Below are 18,149 nucleotides of genomic sequence, written 5' to 3' on the forward strand. Positions count from 1 at the left end.
TGTGGGGTGGAGTGGGCGGCAGTCGGTGGCTCGTCTCCCTGACGCGAACCCGACCCTTCCAGGGAGGAAGCGTGCGGGCAGGCTCGCGCGATGCACTGCCAACTGCTTTGTGTAGCTTGTGCGTTACCGAATGTAGCGGACGAGTGGAGTACGCGTACTACAGGTCAAGGGGGATTCACCCGTCCGAGTCCCGAGGCAGACTGTCCCCATCGCCGTCACTGGAGGTCTCATGCCGCCGAGAAGCACACCGACCGAACGTCAGCGGCGCCTAGGAGCGGAGTTGCGCAAGATGCGGGCCGCCGCCGGGATGACTACTGAGTTCGCCGCCGGCCTTCTCGGCGTCCCCCGCACCAACGTTCCCAACATGGAGTCCGGGCGGTCCGGCATCAGCCCGGAGCGCGTCCGCACACTCGCGGCCAACTACGGCTGCGCGAACCAGGGACTCGTGGACGCACTCGCGGACATGGCGGGCGAGCGCGTCAAAGGGTGGTGGGAGGCCTACCGGTCCCAACTCCCGGCCACTTTCCTGGACATCGCGGAGTTGGAGTGGCACGCACGCAAGCTTCGCATCGCTGTCACCGTTCACCTGCCGGGGCTGATCCAGACCGAGGAGCACGCGCGGGCCGTCTTCGAGCACGTCGTTCCACGCCTGTCCGAGCACGACATCGACGTACGGGTCGCCCACCGAATGGAGCGCCAGCAAGTCCTGGACAGAGTGGATCCGCCTCTACTCGAACTCACCGTGCACGAGGCGGCCCTCCGCATGCAGTTCGGAGGCCCCAGGGTCGCCAGGCTTCAGCTGGAGCGCATCCTGGCCGCGAGTGAACGCCGCGACGTGGCTGTGCGGGTGGTGCCGTTCAAGGCCGGTGGTTTCCCGGGAGCAGGGCAGTCGGTCGTCTACGCCGAGGGGCGGGTGGCCGATCTGGACACCGTCGAGCTCGATGCCACCCATGGCCCGGAATTCATCGACTCCGCGACGCAGTTGCACAAGTACCGGGCTCATTTCCGTGCGATGGAGGCGGTGGCTTTGCCGCCCGAGGCGTCCCGTGATCTCATCCGAACGCTCGCCGACGACCTCTAGGAGAAGTCACCGTGCCGACGATCACCTGGGAAGACCCCTTCTGCGGCGAGGGCGCCAACTGCTTCCGCCTCGGCACCGACCCCGACGGCAACGCCTACATCACCGTCGCCGGGGACGAAGAAACGTATCTCACCGACTCCCGCGAGGCGCTCCGCGCAATGATCCTGGACATCAAGGCAGGCAAGGCGGACCACCTGCTCTGACGTCACAGGCGGCGAATGGCGGATCTGGGTCACCCGCCCGCCGACACCGCAAGGCATACGCGCTGGTCCCCTGGCCCAAATCCGCCAATCCCCTCCAGGAACAGCCAGCGTGCCGACGACCATCACCTGGGAAGACCCGTGCCGCGGCGAGGGAAACCCCTGCTTCCGTCTCGGCACGGACCCCGACGGGGGTGCTCCTCGGTATCAAGGCCGGCGAAGCCGATCACCTGCTCTGATCCGGCTCCGTCACTCGCGGAGTGGCGCCCGCGCCCGCGTCCCCGTCCGCGTAGCGGCCCGCACGTACCGCCCCCGCCGCGCACACGAACGTCGCGGCCAGCAGCGTCCATTCCAGGGTCCCCATCCAACCCGGGACCAGGTCGTACCTCCTGCCGTCCGCGTAGACGCACGTCGTCTGCGCGGGGAACGGGGTGCGGTGGACCGACTGTGCCCGTTCGTAGATGCCCGTGGTGAACGCCGAGCAGGTCTGGAGGGGATCGCTCTTCGGGGAGCCCGTGACGAGGAACGCGAGAGCGTAGACCGCGGCGAGTGCTGCGGCGCCGGTGACCGCCAGCTTGCTCAGGCGGGACGCCGCCTTCGCGCCGCGGACGCCGGCGAGTTCCAGGGCGAGTGCGCCCAGACCCGACACGGTCAGGACCACGACTGCCGCCCAGAAGATCCAGACGAGTGCGCCCGCGCTGGAGAAGGTCGTGCCGTCCTCGTACACGCAGCTCACGTCGGGCGGGAAGCTGCTCTCCTCCAGCCGGAAATTGCCACCCGGGCCGAGCATCCCCTGGGCGCATCGCTCGTCCTGCTCGGAGATCCCGGTGACGAGCCAGGACACCATCCACACGACGAACGTGGCCCCGAGGGCAGCCCCGAAGACCGCCCACAACCGGTCGGCGTCACGCTGCGATGCACGTATGTTCGGCATGGAGTGGGAGCCTAGCTCGCGCCGCCCCGGCCGCCGTCGAACGCGCCGTGTACGAAACCGAGTTGCGGGTGACCGGCCGGCACACTACGAGGCGGTCGCCCGGACTCGTCCGCCCGGCATCCCGTTCAACCAGAACCCGGTCAGTCCTCGAAGTACGCGTCCAGGACCTTGTCGAGTTCGTCCGCCCACTCCTGGGCGCGCGCCTTGTTCGGGGCCTCCACGTCGTTCGGGTACCAGCGGCTGTCCGGGGTGTGGACCGTGACGGTGAGGCGGCGCCGGGAGGTGCCGACCTCGACCGCGCCGATCTCGTCCCAGTGGAACTCGGCTTCCTGGTCGTCGAGTCGGAGGCGTACGCCGGTCGCGTCCGCGGTGATCGAGCCGCGGCGGTCGGAGGCGGTGAAGTCCGGGCCGGCCGTGTCGGCGGACGGGGCGTCGGCCGGGGTGTCGGCCGCGTCCTCGGCAGGCTCCGGTTCCGGCTCCGTGTCCAGCTCCTCCGCCGGTTCCGCCGGCTCCGTCTTCTCCAGGGACGGAGCCTTGTCCTCCGTCTCCGGGACCTGGCGCGGGGGCGTGAGGCCGGGGACGGAGGCCGGGTCGGCTCCGGCGGCGTCTACGGGCGTGACCTTCTGAGTGTCTATGCGCTGCTCCACGGAGCGAAGTATGGCGGACGAGCCTGTGGGGCGGGACCCTCAGTCCTGCGGAAGATCCGCGCGTCGCCGCACCGGGGAGAAGTGGACCGGCAGGAAAGCCAGCGCGAGGCACGCGCCGCCCGCCCAGAGTGTCGTGCGCAGCGACGTCAGTTCCGTGAGGACGCCGGAGAGGGCCGAGCCGATCGCGAGTGCCCCCATGAACATGAAGCGGAAAGTGGCGTTCATGCGGCCGAGCAGGCCGTCTTCGGTCATGCGCTGGCGCAGGCTCACGCCGAGGACGTTGGTCATGCCCGTACGCACGGCCGAGATGAACCAGCCCGCGCCCGCCACGAGCAGCCACGGCCCCCGGTCGACGAGCGGCACGAGCAGGCCCGCCGGCGCCAGCCACAGGCCCGCCGAGCCGAGGGTCCGGCCGAGGCCGAGGCGGGCGGCGACCGGGCGGGCGCAGCAGGCGCCGAGGAGGACTCCGGCGCCGCCCGCCGCCCAGAAGAGGCCGAGCGCGCCTGCCGGGAGGCCGAGTCGGCGTACGAAGAGGAGGGGCAGCATCGTGTTGATGACCGTGGAGCCGAGGTTGATCAGCGAGCCGTTGAGCGCGAGGGCGCGCAGTTCGCTGTTGCCGACGACATGGCGCAGGCCCTGGGCGATCTGGGCGGGCAGCCGGACGCGTGTACCGGGCGTGGACGGGCCGGGGTCGCGGCCGATCGAGGTCAGGCCCAGGGCCGAGGCGAGATAGCTCGCCGCCGCGGCCGCCAGGGCCAGTGGTGCGGTGAGCAGTTGGACGAGGCCGCCGCCGGCACTCCGACCGCCGATTCCGGTGAGGCCTTCGAGGGTGACGAAGGCGGCGTTGGCCTGGACGAGGTGGTCCTTGCCGACCAGTTGGGGCACCACGCTGTGCGAGCCGACGTCGAAGAAGACGGTGGCGCAGCCGTTGAGCAGGACGACCGCGTAGAGCTGCCCGAGGGTGAGGGTGTCGAGCCACCAGGCGAGCGGGACGGAGGCGAAGAGCAGGCCGCGTACGAGGTCCGAGACGATCAGGACGCGGCGTTGGCGCATCCGGTCGACCCAGGCCCCGGCCGGGAGTCCGATCAGCAGGAACGCCAGCGTGCTGAGGGTGGCGAGGGCGCCGATCTGGGCGGGGCTCGCATGGAGTTCGGTGACGGCGAGGAGCGGTACGGCGACGTAACTGACGTTCGTGCCGATCTGGCTCAGCACGCTCGCGCCGAACAGGGAGCGGAAGGCCGGGGTGCGCCACAGGCTCGGGGAATCGTCCGCCCGGGTGAGCCCGTCCACCGCTGTCTCGCGTCTGCCGGTCGTCACCGCGCGCCCCCTGTGTGTCTGCCCCATGGCTGTGAGTCCGGGGCAAGGGTGCCGAAGCGAAGCACGGAGAACAAATGGATAGTTGACTGGTATGGATGGCGACGATGAACCTCACCACCCCGTCCCCCCGTCGCGACGGTCTTCTTGCCGCCGCCGTCGCGCTGACCGTCGTGTCGGCGGCGCTGCTTGCCGCGCATGTGTCCTTCGACGGGGACACGTTCCAGCGCTGCAGGCACCTGGGGCCCTCGGCGCGGATGTACGTGACCGCGTGGGCGGGGCCCCTGTGCAGTGTGGCCGCGCTGGTGACGTGTGCGGGCGGGATCCGGCGGCGTGGGGGTGCGTGGCCGGTCGTGGTGTGCGCGGTTCTCGGTCTGTTGCTGCTGTGCGTCCAGGTCGTGGCGCTCTCCTGGGTGTACGCGCCTGATCCCTCGGGGGGTTACGACTGTTCCGGGCTCGCGGGCCTCAAGCGGTGAGGCGTCGGGCCGGCGGAGGAGTGCTCCGTCGGCCCGACGCCTCGGCAGTCGGTGCGCGGCCCGCGTCCTGGGCGAAGGCGCGCAGTCTCTCGTCCTAGACGAAGAGGCTGATCACCGCCGCCACAGCGAAGCCCGCCACCGACAGCACCGACTCCAGGACCGTCCACGTCTTGAGGGTGTCCCGCTCCGTGATGCCGAAGTACTTCGACACCATCCAGAAGCCGCCGTCGTTGACGTGCGAGGCGAAGATGGAGCCCGCCGAGATGGCCATGATGACCAGGGCCGTGAACGGCTGGGAGTAGTGGCCCTCCGAGAGCAGCGGGGCCACGATGCCGGCCGTCGTGACGATCGCGACCGTGGCCGAGCCCTGGGCGACGCGCAGGACCAGGGAGATCAGGTAGGCGAGGACGATGACGGGCAGGCCCACGTCGTTGAACGTGTCGGAGAGGGCCTGGGCGACGCCGCTGCCCTTGAGGACCGCGCCGAAGATGCCGCCCGCGCCGACCACCAGGAGGATGTTGCCGACCGGCTTCAGGGACGCCGTGGACACCGTCTCCAGGGACTTGCGGGACCAGCCGCGGCGGATGCCGAGCAGGTAGTAGGCGAGGAGCAGGGCGATCGTCAGGGCGACGAAGGGGTGGCCGAAGAACTCGATGACCGAGCGGACCGTGGAGGGGTCGAGGGCGATCGAGGAGAACGTGGCCAGGAGGATCAGGACGAGCGGGGTGCCGATGATCGCGAGGATGGTGCCGAGCGGGACCGGCTTCTCGGTCGGCTTCACGCCGGCCTTTTGCTGCTCCTCGACAAGCGCGGCCTTGGCCTCGTCGGCGGCCTCGACCATGTCCTGCGGGACGGGCACGAAGATGCGCTTGCCGATCCACGCGGACCAGACCCAGGCGGCGAGCACGGCGGGGATGCCGCAGATGATGCCCATGAGGATGACCCAGCCGAGCTGGACGTGGAGCAGTCCGGCGGCCGCGACGGGGCCGGGGTGCGGCGGCAGGAACGCGTGGGTCATCGACAGGCCGGCGAGCAGCGGCATGGCGTAGAGGACGATCGACTTGCCGCCGCGCTTGGCGGCCGCGTAGACGATCGGCGCGAGGACGAAGATGCCGACGTCGAAGAAGACCGGGATGCCGAAGATGAGGCCGGTCAGGCCCATGGCGAGGGGGGCGCGCTTCTCGCCGAAGAGGTTCAGGAGGCGGGACGCCAACACCTCGGCGCCGCCGGAGACTTCGAGCACCGCGCCGAGCATGGTGCCGAGTCCGATGATGATCGCCACATGGCCGAGGGTGCCGCCCATGCCGGACTCGATGAGGGAGACGGCGTCGGACTTCTGGACGGTGCCGAAGAGCTCGGTGACGGAGAGGCCGGCCGCGAGGCCGACGGCTATGGAGACCGTCAGAAGGGCCAGGAAGGGCTGGAGCCTGACCTTGATGATCAGGAAGAGCAGAAGGGCGATGCCGAGCGCGGCGCAGGTGAGCAGGCCCGCGGTGCCGCCGATGATCGTCAGGAGACCGCCGGTATGAGGTGGCGCGGGGGCGGGGGCGGTCGCGGCGAGAGGCAGGAGGGACATGAGGGGGGACCTCGTAATTCCATGCGGCTTTCAGGGCAGGGGGGATCGCGGTGCGGCGCCTCGGGGATCGGCGCCGCACCGTGATGACGTACGGGGCTACGGGTGTTGCGAGGGCGTCAGCCCAGGACGGCGAGCGCGTCGATCTCGATGAGGAGACCCTTGGGGAGACCGACGTAGACGGTGGTGCGGGCGGACGCCGGGGCCTTGAGGCCCTGCTCCTCGAAGTACGCGTTGTAGATCGCGTTCATCTCGGCGAAGTGGTCGACGTCGGTGAGGTAGACGCGCATCATCATGACGTCGTCCCAGGTGGCGCCGCCCTCTTCGAGGATCGCCTTGACGTTGGCGAAGGTCTGGAGGGTCTGCTCGCGCAGGGTCGGGCCCGCGGGGGTGGGGGCCTGGCCCTCCACGGCCGGCAGGAAGCCGACCTGGCCCGCGACCTGAAGGATGTTGCCCTTCTTGACGCCGTGCGAGAACTTCGCGGGCGGGGTCGTGTGCGTGGCGGGGGTGAGCGCGGTCTTCTCGGTCATCGTGAGGTGGCTTCCTTGGTGGGGGCTTCTTTGCTGGCGGCCTTGGTGGTGGCCTCTTTGGAGCCGGGTACGGCTCCGGAGTACTCCCGGCTGATCGCGTCGGCCGTGCGGCGGACCAGCGGGAGCAGGGTGAGGAGTTCCTCGGCCGTGACGACCACGTTCGGTGCGGAGACCGACATGGCGGCGACGACGCGGCCGTCCGCACCCCGGATGGGCGCTCCGACGCAGTTGATGGACTCCTCGTGGCCGCCGAGGTCGGTGGCCCAGCCCTGTTCGCGGACGACGGCGAGTTCCTTGAGGAAGGCGCCGGCGTTCGGGGTCGAACGGGCCGTGTACGTGGGGTAGTCGAGCTTCTCGGCGATGGCGCGGCGCTCGGCTTCGGAGAGGTCGGCGAGGAGGAGCTTGGCGACGGCGGCGACCGTGATGGCCACCGGCTTGCCGATGCGCGAGTACATGCGGACCGGGTAGCGGCTCTCCACCTTGTCGATGTAGAGGACCTCGTTCTCCTCGTACACGGCGAGGTGGACCGTGTGGCCGCACTTCTCGTTGAGCGCGGTGAGGTGGGGGTGGGCGATCTCACGGATGTCGAGGTTCTCGACGGCTTCCTGGGCGAGGGCGAACAGGCGCGCGCCGAGGCGGTAGCGCTGGTCGGACTGACGGTAGACCAGGCCGTGTTCGTGGAGGGTCCGCAGCAGGCGCAGGGCCGTGGACTTGTGGACGCCGAGGCGGTCGGCGACCTGGCCCAGGTCGGCGGGGCCCTCGGCGAGCAGCGGCAGGATGCTCAGCGCTCGGTCGACTGTCTGGCTCATGGCGTACGTACCTCCTCCACGGCCCCGTCGGCGGTCCAGCCGGGGCCGAGGTGCAGTGTGCCCCAGGAGGCGTCGTCGAGGTCGGCGAGGCGGTCGGCGTGGGCGCGGCTCGGGGGCGCGGCGAGGTCGCCGGGGGTGGTGAGGGCGGCGGCGGCCATGAGGTGGCCGTGGCGCAGCCGGGCGGGTACGGGCAGGCCGCGCAGGGCGCCGGAGAGGTAGCCGGCGGCGAAGGCGTCACCGGCGCCGACCGCCGCGACGACGTCCACGCGGGGGGCGGGCTCGGTGTGGCGTACGCCATGTTCGTCGTAGGCGACCGCCCCGTCGGCGCCGCGCTTGACGACGAGCGTCGCGGGTTCGGGGAGGGCGGCGCGGATGGCGTCGGGGCCGCCGGTGATGCCCCAGGCGTCCTCGGCCTCGTCCTCGCCGACGAAGACGAGGTCGGCGCCGCGGGCCAGGTCGAGCAGGACGCGGGCGTCGTCGGGGCGGGGCCACAAGCCGGGGCGGTGGTTGACGTCGAAGGAGACGAGGGGCCGGCCGGCGGGGGTGCGGGCGGTGAGGTCGGCGGTTAGGTCGAGGCAGCCGGCGGAGAGCGCGGGCGTGATCCCGGACAGGTGCAGGACGCGGCCGGAGCGGATCGCGGCCAGGTCCATGTTCTGGCTGGTCATCGCGGAGGCGGCGGATCCGGCGCGGTAGTAGGCGACCTCGTGGGCGTCGGTGGCGCGGTCGCCGGCCGTGCGGAAGTAGATGCCGGTGGGGCGGGCGGCGTCGCGGCGTACGGCGGAGGTGTCGACGCCGTAGGCGCCGATCGCGTCGACCAGGTGGTCGCCGAAGCCGTCGGCGCCGACGCGGCTGACCCAGCGGACGGTGTGTCCGGCGGCGGCGAGCACGCACGCCACGTTGGACTCGGCTCCGCCGATGCCGCGGTCGAAGGACGGTACGTCGGCGAGGCGCCCGGGTACGGAGGGCACGAAGGTGACCATGGACTCGCCGAGCGTGACGACATCCACGGGTGCGTGGTGCGCGGGGGCGGCGGGTCCGGTGGCGGTCACGGTGGTTCGGGCTCCTCGTGGGTTCTGGGCTCATGCCGAGGGGGATCAACGGCTCCGTTGACCCGGCGTTGGCTCGGATGTTAGACAGCAGTAAGCGACATACGCAATGACCGTTGCATTATTTGCAACGGCCTTCTTACGAGGAGGCTCCATGGCCGCCGACAGCGCCGTCAACGCCGTAGCCCGTCTCAGGGATCTGGATCTCGAGCGGGTCGACCACCGCTTCAAGGGGCTGCCCCCGGACGCGGAAGGCCTGACCGTCGGCGAGCTCGCGGCCGAGCGCCGCAACCTCTTCACCGGCGGCTTCACCACCCCGGTCCTCGCACTCTCCGCCGAGCGCCTCGAGCACAACCTCGCGCTCATGGAGACATATGCCACCAACCACGGCCTGGCCTTCGCGCCCCACGGCAAGACCTCGATGGCGCCGCAGCTCTTCCACCGCCAGATCGAGCACGGCGCGTGGGGCATCACCCTCGCCGTCCCGCATCAGGTGCGGGTCGCCCGCGCCTTCGGCATCGAGCGGATCTTCCTCGCGAACGAGCTCGTCGACCCGGCCGCCCTGCGCTGGCTCGCGGGCGAACTCGACCGCGACCCCGGCTTCCGCTTCATCTGTTACGTCGACTCGGTGCGCGGCGTCGAGCTGATGGACGCCGCGCTCGCCGAGGCCGGGGCGACGCGCCCGGTCGACGTGGTCGTGGAGCTGGGCGCGGGCGAGGGCGCGCGCACGGGCGTGCGCACCGAGGACGAGTGCTTCGACCTCGCGAACGCCGTCGCGGCGGCGGACACGCTGCGCCTGGTCGGCGTCGCCGGTTACGAGGGCGAGGTACCCGACGCGTCGCCCGAGACCGTCGGGGCGTGGCTGCGCCGGCTCACCGGGCTGCTCGTCGACCTCGACAAGGCGAACCGCTTCGCGGACCTGGACGAGATCGTGGTCAGCGCGGGCGGCAGCGCCTGGTTCGACTCGGTGGCGGAGGTGTTCACCGAACTGCCCGAACTCTCCGCACCCGTACTGAAGTTGCTGCGCTCGGGCGCCTACGTGTCGCACGACGACGGCCACTACAAGCACCTGACGCCGTTCAACCGGGTGCCCGAGGAGGGTGCGCTGCACCCGGCGTTCCGGCTGTGGGCGCAGGTCGTCTCGCGCCCGACGCCGGAGCAGGCATTCACGAACGCGGGCAAGCGCGACGCGGCGTACGACCTCGATCTGCCCGAGGCACAGGTCGTGCGGGACGCCCGTACGGGCGAGGTGCGCGAGGCCACCGGCGTGACGGTGACGGGGCTTTCCGACCAGCACGGCTGGGTGCGCACGGACCGGGGCGAGGACCTGGCGGTGGGCGACTGGCTCGGCATGGGCCTGTCGCACCCGTGCACGTCGTTCGACAAGTGGCAGCTGATTCCTCTCGTCGAGGCGGACGGCACGGTCGTGGACTACGTCCGCACGTTCTTCTAGGGCGAAGGGCATCGGGGCCGCGTGTTCGGGTGCGGCTTCGGTGGGGGCTGGTCGCGCAGTTCCCCGCGCCCCTGGAGGCTTGCGGCTTCGCCGCGCCTTCCCCATCGGGGAAATGCTGCGCGCAGCGCATGCATTTCAGGGGCGCGGGGAACTGCGCGACCAGCCACGACGAGACCCGCACCCGAACCCCCGTACCAAAGAGAGGCACCCCCCCATGGACCTGGTCATCCGCGACGCGCACGTCATCGACGGCACCGGCGGTGCTTCCTACCGCGCCGACGTCGGCGTCCAAGAGGGCCGGATCACCACGATCCACCGCGAGGGCGCCGGCGCCCGCCCCGCCGGGCGCCGCAACCTCGACGCGGCCGGCCTGGCGGTAGCCCCCGGCTTCATCGACATGCACGCCCACAGCGACCTGGCGCTGCTGCGCGACCCGGATCACAGCGCGAAGGCCGCGCAGGGCGTCACGCTCGAAGTCCTCGGCCAGGACGGCCTCTCGTACGCGCCGGTCGACGACCGCACGCTCGCCGAGGTCCGCCGTGCGATCACCGGCTGGAACGGTGACGGTTCCGACATCGACTTCGACTGGCGCACGGTCGGCGAGTACCTGGACCGTCTGGACCGCGGCATCGCGGTCAACGCCGCGTATCTGATCCCGCAGGGCACCGTGAGGATGTACGCGGTCGGCTGGGACGACCGGGATGCGACGCCGGGCGAGCTGGAACACATGAAGCGCCTCGTCGCCGAGGGCATGGAGCAGGGCGCCGTCGGCATGTCGTCCGGCCTCACCTACACACCCGGCATGTACGCGAAGGACGCCGAACTCACCGAACTGTGCCGCGTGGTGGCCTCGTACGACGGCTACTACTGTCCGCACCACCGCTCGTACGGCGCCGGGGCGCTCGACGCGTACCGGGAGATGGTGGAGCTCACCCGCGAGGCGGGCTGCCCGCTCCATCTCGCGCACGCCACCATGAACTTCGGGGTGAACAAGGGCAAGGCGCCCGAGCTGATCTCCCTGCTCGACGCGGCGCTCGCCGACGGCGCCGACATCTCGCTCGACACCTACCCGTACACGCCGGGCAGCACGACGCTCGTCGCGATGCTGCCGAGCTGGGCGAGCGAGGGCGGCCCCGACGAGATCATGAAGCGGCTGCAGGACGACGCGACCGCCGAGAGGATCCGCCACCACATGGAGGTCATCGGGGCGGACGGCTGCCACGGTGTGCCCATCGAGTGGGACGCCATCGAGATCTCCGGCGTGTCCGACCCGGGGCTCGCGTCCTGCGTCGGCAAGACGGTCCAGGAGTCGGCCGACCTGCGCGGCGAGGCGCCGTGGGTGACCGCGCGCCGTCTGCTCATCAACGACAAGCTGGGCTCGACGATCCTCCAGCACGTCGGCCACGAGGACAACGTCCGGGCGATCATGCGGCACCCGGTGCACACGGGCGGCAGTGATGGCATCCTCCAGGGCTTCAAGCCGCACCCGCGCGCGTACGGCACGTTCCCGCACTACCTCGGCCGCTACGCGCGTGAGCTCGGCCTCATGTCGCTGGAGGAGACGGTCGCCCACCTCACGTCGCGTCCCGCGGCCCGGCTGCGCCTGGCCGACCGCGGCCTGGTCCGCGAGGGCTACCGCGCCGACCTGGTCCTGTTCGACCCGGAGACGGTGGCGGCGGGCTCCACGTTCGAGGCGCCGCGCACGCTCCCCGTGGGCATCCCGCACGTCCTGATCGACGGGAAGTTCGTGATGGAGGACGGGCGCCGCACAGACGTGCTCGCGGGGCGGTCGGTCCGTAGAACGGCGTAACCGTCCCGGACGGCCGGGCCGGGCGCGGGCCACCGCGCCCACCGGCGGCGACGCCCCGAAGCGCCCGTCCGCGCCGCCCCACGTGTCCGAAAACACGAAGCGCCCTGCCATACCCGGCCGTAAGCTCACGGATATGCAGGTGATCCAGTCGACGAAGCTCGCCAATGTCTGTTACGAGATCCGGGGCCCGGTGCTCGAGGAGGCGATGCGTCTGGAGGCAGCAGGCCACCGCATCCTCAAGCTCAACACCGGCAACCCGGCCGCGTTCGGCTTCGAGTGCCCGCCCGAGATCCTCGAGGACATGCTCCGCAACCTCGGCGACGCGCACGGCTACGGGGACGCGAAGGGCCTGCTCGCGGCGCGCCGCGCGGTGATGATGCACTACCAGACCCAGGGCGTGGAGACGGACGTCGAGAACGTCTTCATCGGCAACGGCGTCTCCGAGCTGATCGTGATGGCGATGCAGGGGCTCCTCGACGACGGTGACGAGGTCCTCGTCCCGGCACCGGACTACCCCCTGTGGACGGCCGCGGTCTCCCTCTCCGGCGGCACGGCCGTGCACTACCGCTGCGACGAGCAGTCCGACTGGATGCCCGATCTCGCCGACGTGGAGCGGAAGGTCACCGACCGCACCAAGGCGATCGTGATCATCAACCCGAACAATCCGACGGGCGCCGTCTACAGCGACGACATGCTGCGCGGCCTGACCGACATCGCCCGCCGCCACAACCTCCTGGTCTGCTCGGACGAGATCTACGACAAGATCCTCTACGACGGCGCGACGCACACGCCGACCGCCGCCATCGCCCCCGACCTGCTGACCCTCACCTTCAACGGCATGTCGAAGGCGTACCGGGTGGCCGGTTACCGCGTGGGCTGGATGGCGATCTCCGGGCCGCGCGCGCACGCCGACTCGTACATCGAGGGCCTCACGATCCTGGCGAACATGCGGCTGTGCGCGAACATGCCGGGCCAGCACGGCGTCGTCGCGGCGCTCACCGGCCGCCAGACGATCACCGACCTGGTGCTGCCGGGCGGCCGCCTGAAGGAGCAGCGGGACACCGCGTACGAGCTGCTGACGCAGATCCCGGGCGTGACGTGCGTGAAGCCGAAGGGCGCGCTGTACCTCTTCCCGCGGCTCGACCCGAAGGTGTTCAAGGTCAAGGACGACCGGCAGATGGTCCTCGACCTGCTGCGCGCCGAGAAGATCATGGTCGTGCACGGTACGGGGTTCAACTGGCCGGAGCCGGATCACTTCCGGGTGGTCACGCTGCCGACGGTCGGCCAGCTCACGGAGGCCGTGACCCGAATCGGCCGCTTCCTGGACGGCTACAGCCAGCCCTGAGGACCGCCCGAGCGCCCCCTTCAGGGACAAGACTCAACTTTAGACTGAATCTAAGCTAGGATGGTCTTCAAGCTACCCGCCTGGAGGCCATGCCATGTACGAGCCGATCCGCACCAAGTCGGTCCACGCCATGGCCGACCCCGGCGACTTCCCCCACCGCTCCCGCGAGGAGGAGCTCGACATCCAGCTCGCGGGGCACCTGGCGGCCCTGCTCGCGGTCACCGACGAGCTCGGCATGGGCGAGGTGGGTGGCCACATCGCCGACCAGGTCGCCCGACTGCGCGGCACGCCGCCCGCCCGGCACACCGGCCGAACCGACACCCCCGCACTCGCGCTCCACCGCCGCGCCCACGCCCTAGCGGGCCGCGCACTGGTGGTGGCCGCGTCCCGAGCCGACACGGCGGCCGCGATCCTCGCGGCCGAGCAGATGGACGCGCACACGGCGGCGATCACCGCCGCCACCACCCCCGCCGCACCCGCTCGACTGGTCGGCGCCCTCTGACGGCCCCGGTCCGCGGGCCGGGGAGGCGCGCGGGCCGGGTGCCCTTCATGTACCGCCTGACGACGTGACGACCGCCGGCTCGTCCGCAGGCGCCGGCCGCGAGGCGGAACCGCCGGATCCGGTCAGGCGTCCACGAGTTCCCTCGAACCCAGCTTCTCGCGCGACGATGCGAGGTTGCGGGTCACCCGGTCGAGGTGCTCGGCGGGCACCTTGCCGCTCTCGAGGAGGCGTTGGCTGCAGCGCGCCGACTCCTCATATTCCCCGATCCAGTAAGCGGCCACGGCGAGTTCGTCGAGCGAGTGCCACTCGTACCATTCGAACTCGACGAACAGAGTGTCTTTCGGGTACGGAATCTGCGCCGCCTGCCGCGCGAACATGTACGCAAGGGGCCAGCGCTCGCCGTTCATGCGGCAATAGCGTGCGAGTCCACCGAGGGCTTCGCCGCCGCGCGAGGGACGGCTTTCGTACGCGCGGAGGTAGCGGTCGATCACCTGACCCGGCGGCCGGCCGAGCTCTGCCGCGAGCCGTGCGGCGTAGAGGTGAGCGCAGAAGACTTCCTCGGCGTAGCCGCCCATGCGTGTCCGGCGGTCGTAGGCGGCGAGTGACTTCTTCGGCTCTCCGGCATCGCGCCAGCTCTGGGCCAGGTAGAAGACGTAGCGGGAGTTGTCGGGTTCCTTGATCAGGCCCTTCTGAAGGATCTTGGCGTCCCGCAGGTACTTCTTCCGCTGGCCTTCCTCCTTCAGGCGTGCGCCGCCCCCGACCGAGAGGATGTTGGCGCCCTTGAACGTCCCGAGGCTGTACGACGTGTCGCACTCGATGTACTCGTGCAGGACGCCGACGTAGCGCCAGGGCAGCCGAGTCGAGACCAGAGCCTGGCGCCAGTGGATGAGCGTCCCGCTGTGCAGGGCGACATAGTAGGCGTCGTGAGTCAGCTCCGGCATGCGAAAGCCGGGTTCCACCTCGATCAGGTCGTCGGCATCGATGAACAGCAGATAGTCGGCTTCGGAGCGTGCCAGGTCGATCGCCTCGCTGCGGCTCCCGTCGTATCCCTTCCACGGTCGCTCGTGCAGGGCGCCGGGCAGATCACTGAAGACCTCACGGATGACGTCCTGGGTGCCGTCGGTCGAGCCCGTGTCCACGATGACCCAGGTGTCGATCAAAGGGCGCACGGATTCGAGGCAGCGGCGGATGACGTGGGCCTCGTTCTTGACGATCATGTTCAAGCAGATCGTTGATTTCACAGATTTCATCCAGCTCGTGAGGTACATCAGCGAAACGGAAAGACATCTGACGGCACGACACCGGCCGTACAAGCGCGCCGAGTTGACGTCGGCGAGCGCACGCGAAGCCGCTCCCGCGGCGACACGGCGCAGGACCGGGGACCTATCGCTTGTCCAGCAGCGCGACAGTCAGACCACTGAGGGGGACCGTCCCGGCGGTGGTGTACTGCGCACGCAGCGCCGCGGCCTGATCCGCGGGGACCGAATTCAAGGGATCCGGATCATTTCCCGGCACCACCACCCAAATTCGACTCTCGCCCCTCAAGCACATGACGGGCGCCGGACAATAAAGCGGAAACAGTTCGCTGTTCTCGGCCGCCGGTTTGGCGACGAAGACTTCCCGCAGCTTCAGGCCGGGCCGAAGATAATAGCGAACTCCCTGATCGAGCATCCATGGAGCTCCCTTGACGTAGACCGCCGCATCCCCGGAGCGGTAATACTTTTCGATGGTCCGCGCGGCCGCCTTGTAATCCGCATTGTGCGGGACATCGTGTTCGAATTCCCCTCTCATCCTGCGCTGGTCGGGCAGCACGAGCAGACCGACCACGGCCAGAACCACGGCAACCGTCAGCCAGGACCGCGCCGCCCGGGCAAGGCCGGCCCCCGCCAGCACCGCCCAGGCCGGCACCGTGAACAAGGCGTACTGAAAACGGAAGTAGGAGACATCTCCGTGGGACGCCGCCCACAACACGAAAGGAGGCAGCACGGCCACGGTGAAGCACAGCAGAAGGACATCGCGGCGCTCCGTCCATGCCAGGGCGGCCAGCGTCATCACCACTCCGGCACACAGGCCGGAGGTGAACACCTCGGACCAGATGGCGGTGAGGCCCCACAGGTCCGGCTCAGGAACCCAGAAGAGCTGACGGGACGCCTGCGACGTGCCCAGCACGACCACCGGGATCACACCGGCCGCACCGGCCAGAGCCGCGAGGCAGAAGCGCCACAGGACGCCGCCGCCCTCCCGGCGGGTCCGGTGGACGACCGCGGCGAAGTGCCCCGCCAGGACGGTCAGCGCGATCAGGTGCAGTAGCCCGATGCCCGCCACACACAGGGCGTACCCCGCCCAACGCCACCATCGCCTGGGCGCATCGAGGGCGCGGAGCAGCAGGAACGTCGCCAAGGTCGCGGCCAGGACCACCAGGGCGTAACTGCGAGCCTCCTGGGCGAACCGGCTCACGACGGGGAGCAGGGCGAAGAGCAACCCGCCGCACACCCCGGCACGCGAGTCGAAGACTCTGCGCCCGATCAACGCCACAAGAGCCGCTGTTCCGCTCATGGCCAGCACCGAGGGCATGCGCATGGCCGTCTCGGAATCACCGAAGACGGCCATCCACCCGTGCATCAGAACGTAGTACGTGGCATGCACCGCGTCGACGTTGTGCAGCATCGCCAGAGTCTGGCCCAGGCTGCGACGGCCCACATCCGAGGTGACGAGCTCGTCGGTGCCCAGCTGAGGGCCGTCGATCCGGATGAACGCAATCGCCAGCGTGGTCAGCGCCGGCCACATCCACAGACCGGCAGACATCCCGAGGAGTCGTTTCCGCCTCGTGGTCTCCGTCTGAGTCTCTGTGTTCCGGACAGGGCGGGTGAGGGTTGTCACGGAAACAGTCTTAGAGCCGTCGCATTGCCGCCCGGGACTGCCACGGACAAACAATGCCGCCATTCGCCCGATCGGCCCTCAGGCGCGGTGCCACCAAACCGATAATCCAAGTCTCCCACCGAGCAGCGTAGGCACTGCACACCAATGGATCTCTTATGGGGCCCTTACGCTGGGCCATTGTATTGATCACTTTGCGTACCACTCAACCGCATTGCACGCACTGTCGAAAGACCCCGAGGGAGGCTCAATGGAGCTTCCGGAAAACACGCAGGTTCACCAAGGAGCAGAACAGATGAGTCCTGAAAACGGGACCCGATCCAAGCTGGGCCCCCTTCCCCGGCGTGGTAGGTGGGTCGCCGGCGGTGCGTTGGCATCGCTGGCCGTCGTGGTACTTGGCTTCACGAGCCCCGCGCTGGCGGGCGCCGCGACGTCGCAGAACGCCGGAACGGCCCAGGCAGGGGCGCTGGGCGGCGACAAGTGCAAGGACGACAAGGAGAATCGCTACGGCGATTACGGCGTCCTGGGCGACAAGGACAAGAACAAGGACAAGTGCAAGGGCCCCAAGGGTGATACCGGGAACACCGGTAATACCGGGAACACGGGTAACACCGGCAAGACCGGGAACACCGGCAACACCGGGAACACCGGGAACACCGGGAACACCGGGAACACCGGGAACACCGGCAACACCGGGAACACCGGCAACACCGGCAACACCGGCAACACCGGCAACACCGGCAACACCGGCAACACCGGCAACACCGGCAACACCGGCAACACCGGCAACACCGGCAACACCGGCAACACCGGCAACACCGGCAACACCGGCAACACCGGCAACACCGGCAACACCGGCAACACCGGCAACACCGGCAACACCGGCAACACCGGCAACACCGGCAACACCGGCAACCCGGGACCGTGTATCTCCATCGACTCCGACCAGCAAGCCGACGAACGCGAATCGAAGGCCGTGCTGACCCCCGACGGAACCGCGTTCGGGGCTGTTCAGGACTTCAACGCGACCCCGCCGTACACCTGGGTGGACCTCACCGCCGACAACTACCCCTCCAACGCCTGTGGCATCACAGTCGCAGAGCGCGGCAACACTGTCAGGTTCGAGGTGGTCACCACCGACGGACAGGTCTTCGAACGCATCTGCTCGGTGAGCAACGGCGAACCTTCGGTGCTCGAATGCGACCCCGAAGATGTATGGGTAGCGGCCGTTGACCAGGTGCCCGGAACAACCCTGTCCGCCGGATCCCTGTCCGCCAGATCCATCAAGCCGCTCATGAGCAGCAAGCCGCTGACCACGAACGACATGGCCGCGTTGAAGCAGCTGGCAACCAGCCGCGGCCTCGACTGGTCGGCCGAGAAGGGATTCACGAAGAAGAGCCACAAGTGACGGGTCGTCACTGAAGCGTGTCGTGCCCGGACCACCCGGGCACGACACACCCGCGCGAGACGGCCACCCCCCGGAACGGGAAAACGTCCGGCCCCCGAAGCCGGTGAATCGGCTTCGGGGGCCGGGGCGCGACAGGCCCGTGAT

17 protein-coding genes are annotated in these 18,149 nt (G+C 69.7%); 8 read left to right on the plus strand and 9 right to left on the minus strand.

Features of this window, described 5'->3' with window-relative positions; translation table 11 throughout:
- Window positions 1-229 precede the first annotated feature (229 nt).
- Window positions 230-1,081 (plus strand): helix-turn-helix domain-containing protein, encoded by an 852-nt coding sequence (locus OHO83_RS18885; protein ID WP_330279640.1) that lies wholly within the window; start codon window positions 230-232, stop codon window positions 1,079-1,081.
- An 11-nt stretch (window positions 1,082-1,092) separates the two neighbouring features.
- The gene (locus tag OHO83_RS18890; RefSeq protein ID WP_116510519.1) at window positions 1,093-1,284 is read left to right on the plus strand and encodes a hypothetical protein; all 192 of its coding nucleotides are present in this window, start codon (window positions 1,093-1,095) and stop codon (window positions 1,282-1,284) included.
- Window positions 1,285-1,507: 223 nt separating this feature from the next.
- On the opposite strand, the gene OHO83_RS18895 is transcribed toward OHO83_RS18890, so the two are convergent.
- The 3 genes from OHO83_RS18895 to OHO83_RS18905 all read right to left on the minus strand — a co-directional run bounded on the left by OHO83_RS18895 (window position 1,508) and on the right by OHO83_RS18905 (window position 4,179).
- On the minus strand, window positions 1,508-2,215 hold the full coding sequence (locus OHO83_RS18895; RefSeq protein ID WP_266673673.1) for a hypothetical protein: 708 nt from the start codon (window positions 2,213-2,215) through the stop codon (window positions 1,508-1,510).
- A 140-nt stretch (window positions 2,216-2,355) separates the two neighbouring features.
- Window positions 2,356-2,862, minus strand: a complete 507-nt coding sequence (locus tag OHO83_RS18900; RefSeq protein WP_266673671.1) for a hypothetical protein — start codon at window positions 2,860-2,862, stop codon at window positions 2,356-2,358.
- Window positions 2,863-2,901: 39 nt separating this feature from the next.
- Window positions 2,902-4,179, minus strand: coding sequence for an MFS transporter (locus OHO83_RS18905; RefSeq protein WP_330279641.1), 1,278 nt, complete (start codon window positions 4,177-4,179; stop codon window positions 2,902-2,904).
- Window positions 4,180-4,274: 95 nt separating this feature from the next.
- On the opposite strand from OHO83_RS18905, the gene OHO83_RS18910 reads away from it, so the two are divergent.
- Window positions 4,275-4,652, plus strand: coding sequence for a hypothetical protein (locus OHO83_RS18910; RefSeq protein WP_330279642.1), 378 nt, complete (start codon window positions 4,275-4,277; stop codon window positions 4,650-4,652).
- 94 nt (window positions 4,653-4,746) lie between these two features.
- Here the strand turns inward: OHO83_RS18910 and OHO83_RS18915 are convergent, their stop codons facing one another.
- From OHO83_RS18915 to OHO83_RS18930, 4 genes are all read right to left on the minus strand, one after another.
- Window positions 4,747-6,228, minus strand: coding sequence for a GntP family permease (locus OHO83_RS18915; protein WP_329434145.1), 1,482 nt, complete (start codon window positions 6,226-6,228; stop codon window positions 4,747-4,749).
- Between the two features lie 116 nt (window positions 6,229-6,344).
- The gene (locus tag OHO83_RS18920; RefSeq protein ID WP_127831394.1) at window positions 6,345-6,755 is read right to left on the minus strand and encodes a RidA family protein; all 411 of its coding nucleotides are present in this window, start codon (window positions 6,753-6,755) and stop codon (window positions 6,345-6,347) included.
- A complete protein-coding gene (locus OHO83_RS18925; RefSeq protein WP_266673662.1) occupies window positions 6,752-7,564 on the minus strand; it encodes an IclR family transcriptional regulator in 813 nt (270 codons plus the stop codon). Before OHO83_RS18925 ends, OHO83_RS18920 begins: the two co-directional genes overlap by 4 nt.
- On the minus strand, window positions 7,561-8,613 hold the full coding sequence (locus OHO83_RS18930) for a sugar kinase (RefSeq protein ID WP_266673660.1): 1,053 nt from the start codon (window positions 8,611-8,613) through the stop codon (window positions 7,561-7,563). The genes OHO83_RS18925 and OHO83_RS18930 overlap by 4 nt, the downstream gene beginning before the upstream one ends.
- A 151-nt stretch (window positions 8,614-8,764) precedes the next feature.
- Here OHO83_RS18930 and OHO83_RS18935 point away from each other — a divergent pair, with 151 nt between their 5' ends.
- The 4 genes from OHO83_RS18935 to OHO83_RS18950 all read left to right on the plus strand — a co-directional run bounded on the left by OHO83_RS18935 (window position 8,765) and on the right by OHO83_RS18950 (window position 13,720).
- Window positions 8,765-10,063 (plus strand): amino acid deaminase, encoded by a 1,299-nt coding sequence (locus OHO83_RS18935; protein ID WP_330279643.1) that lies wholly within the window; start codon window positions 8,765-8,767, stop codon window positions 10,061-10,063.
- A gap of 214 nt (window positions 10,064-10,277) precedes the next feature.
- Window positions 10,278-11,873 (plus strand): N-acyl-D-amino-acid deacylase family protein, encoded by a 1,596-nt coding sequence (locus OHO83_RS18940; protein WP_330279644.1) that lies wholly within the window; start codon window positions 10,278-10,280, stop codon window positions 11,871-11,873.
- 133 nt (window positions 11,874-12,006) lie between these two features.
- Window positions 12,007-13,218 (plus strand): pyridoxal phosphate-dependent aminotransferase, encoded by a 1,212-nt coding sequence (locus OHO83_RS18945; RefSeq protein WP_266673654.1) that lies wholly within the window; start codon window positions 12,007-12,009, stop codon window positions 13,216-13,218.
- 94 nt (window positions 13,219-13,312) lie between these two features.
- The gene (locus OHO83_RS18950) at window positions 13,313-13,720 is read left to right on the plus strand and encodes an SCO4983 family protein (RefSeq protein WP_330279645.1); all 408 of its coding nucleotides are present in this window, start codon (window positions 13,313-13,315) and stop codon (window positions 13,718-13,720) included.
- A gap of 122 nt (window positions 13,721-13,842) precedes the next feature.
- Here the strand turns inward: OHO83_RS18950 and OHO83_RS18955 are convergent, their stop codons facing one another.
- Together OHO83_RS18955 and OHO83_RS18960 are read right to left on the minus strand one after the other, a co-directional pair.
- On the minus strand, window positions 13,843-14,937 hold the full coding sequence (locus OHO83_RS18955) for a glycosyltransferase (RefSeq protein WP_329434149.1): 1,095 nt from the start codon (window positions 14,935-14,937) through the stop codon (window positions 13,843-13,845).
- A gap of 166 nt (window positions 14,938-15,103) precedes the next feature.
- Window positions 15,104-16,525 carry a glycosyltransferase family 39 protein gene (locus OHO83_RS18960; RefSeq protein ID WP_330279646.1) on the minus strand — a complete coding sequence of 474 codons (1,422 nt, stop codon included), beginning with the start codon at window positions 16,523-16,525 and terminating at the stop codon, window positions 15,104-15,106.
- Between the two features lie 322 nt (window positions 16,526-16,847).
- Here OHO83_RS18960 and OHO83_RS18965 point away from each other — a divergent pair, with 322 nt between their 5' ends.
- Complete coding sequence (locus OHO83_RS18965) at window positions 16,848-18,005, plus strand: hypothetical protein (RefSeq protein ID WP_330279647.1); 1,158 nt, start codon at window positions 16,848-16,850, stop codon at window positions 18,003-18,005.
- Window positions 18,006-18,149 lie beyond the last annotated feature (144 nt).

It is taken from the genome of Streptomyces sp. NBC_00569, assembly GCF_036345255.1.
In the GTDB taxonomy this organism is placed as follows: domain Bacteria; phylum Actinomycetota; class Actinomycetes; order Streptomycetales; family Streptomycetaceae; genus Streptomyces.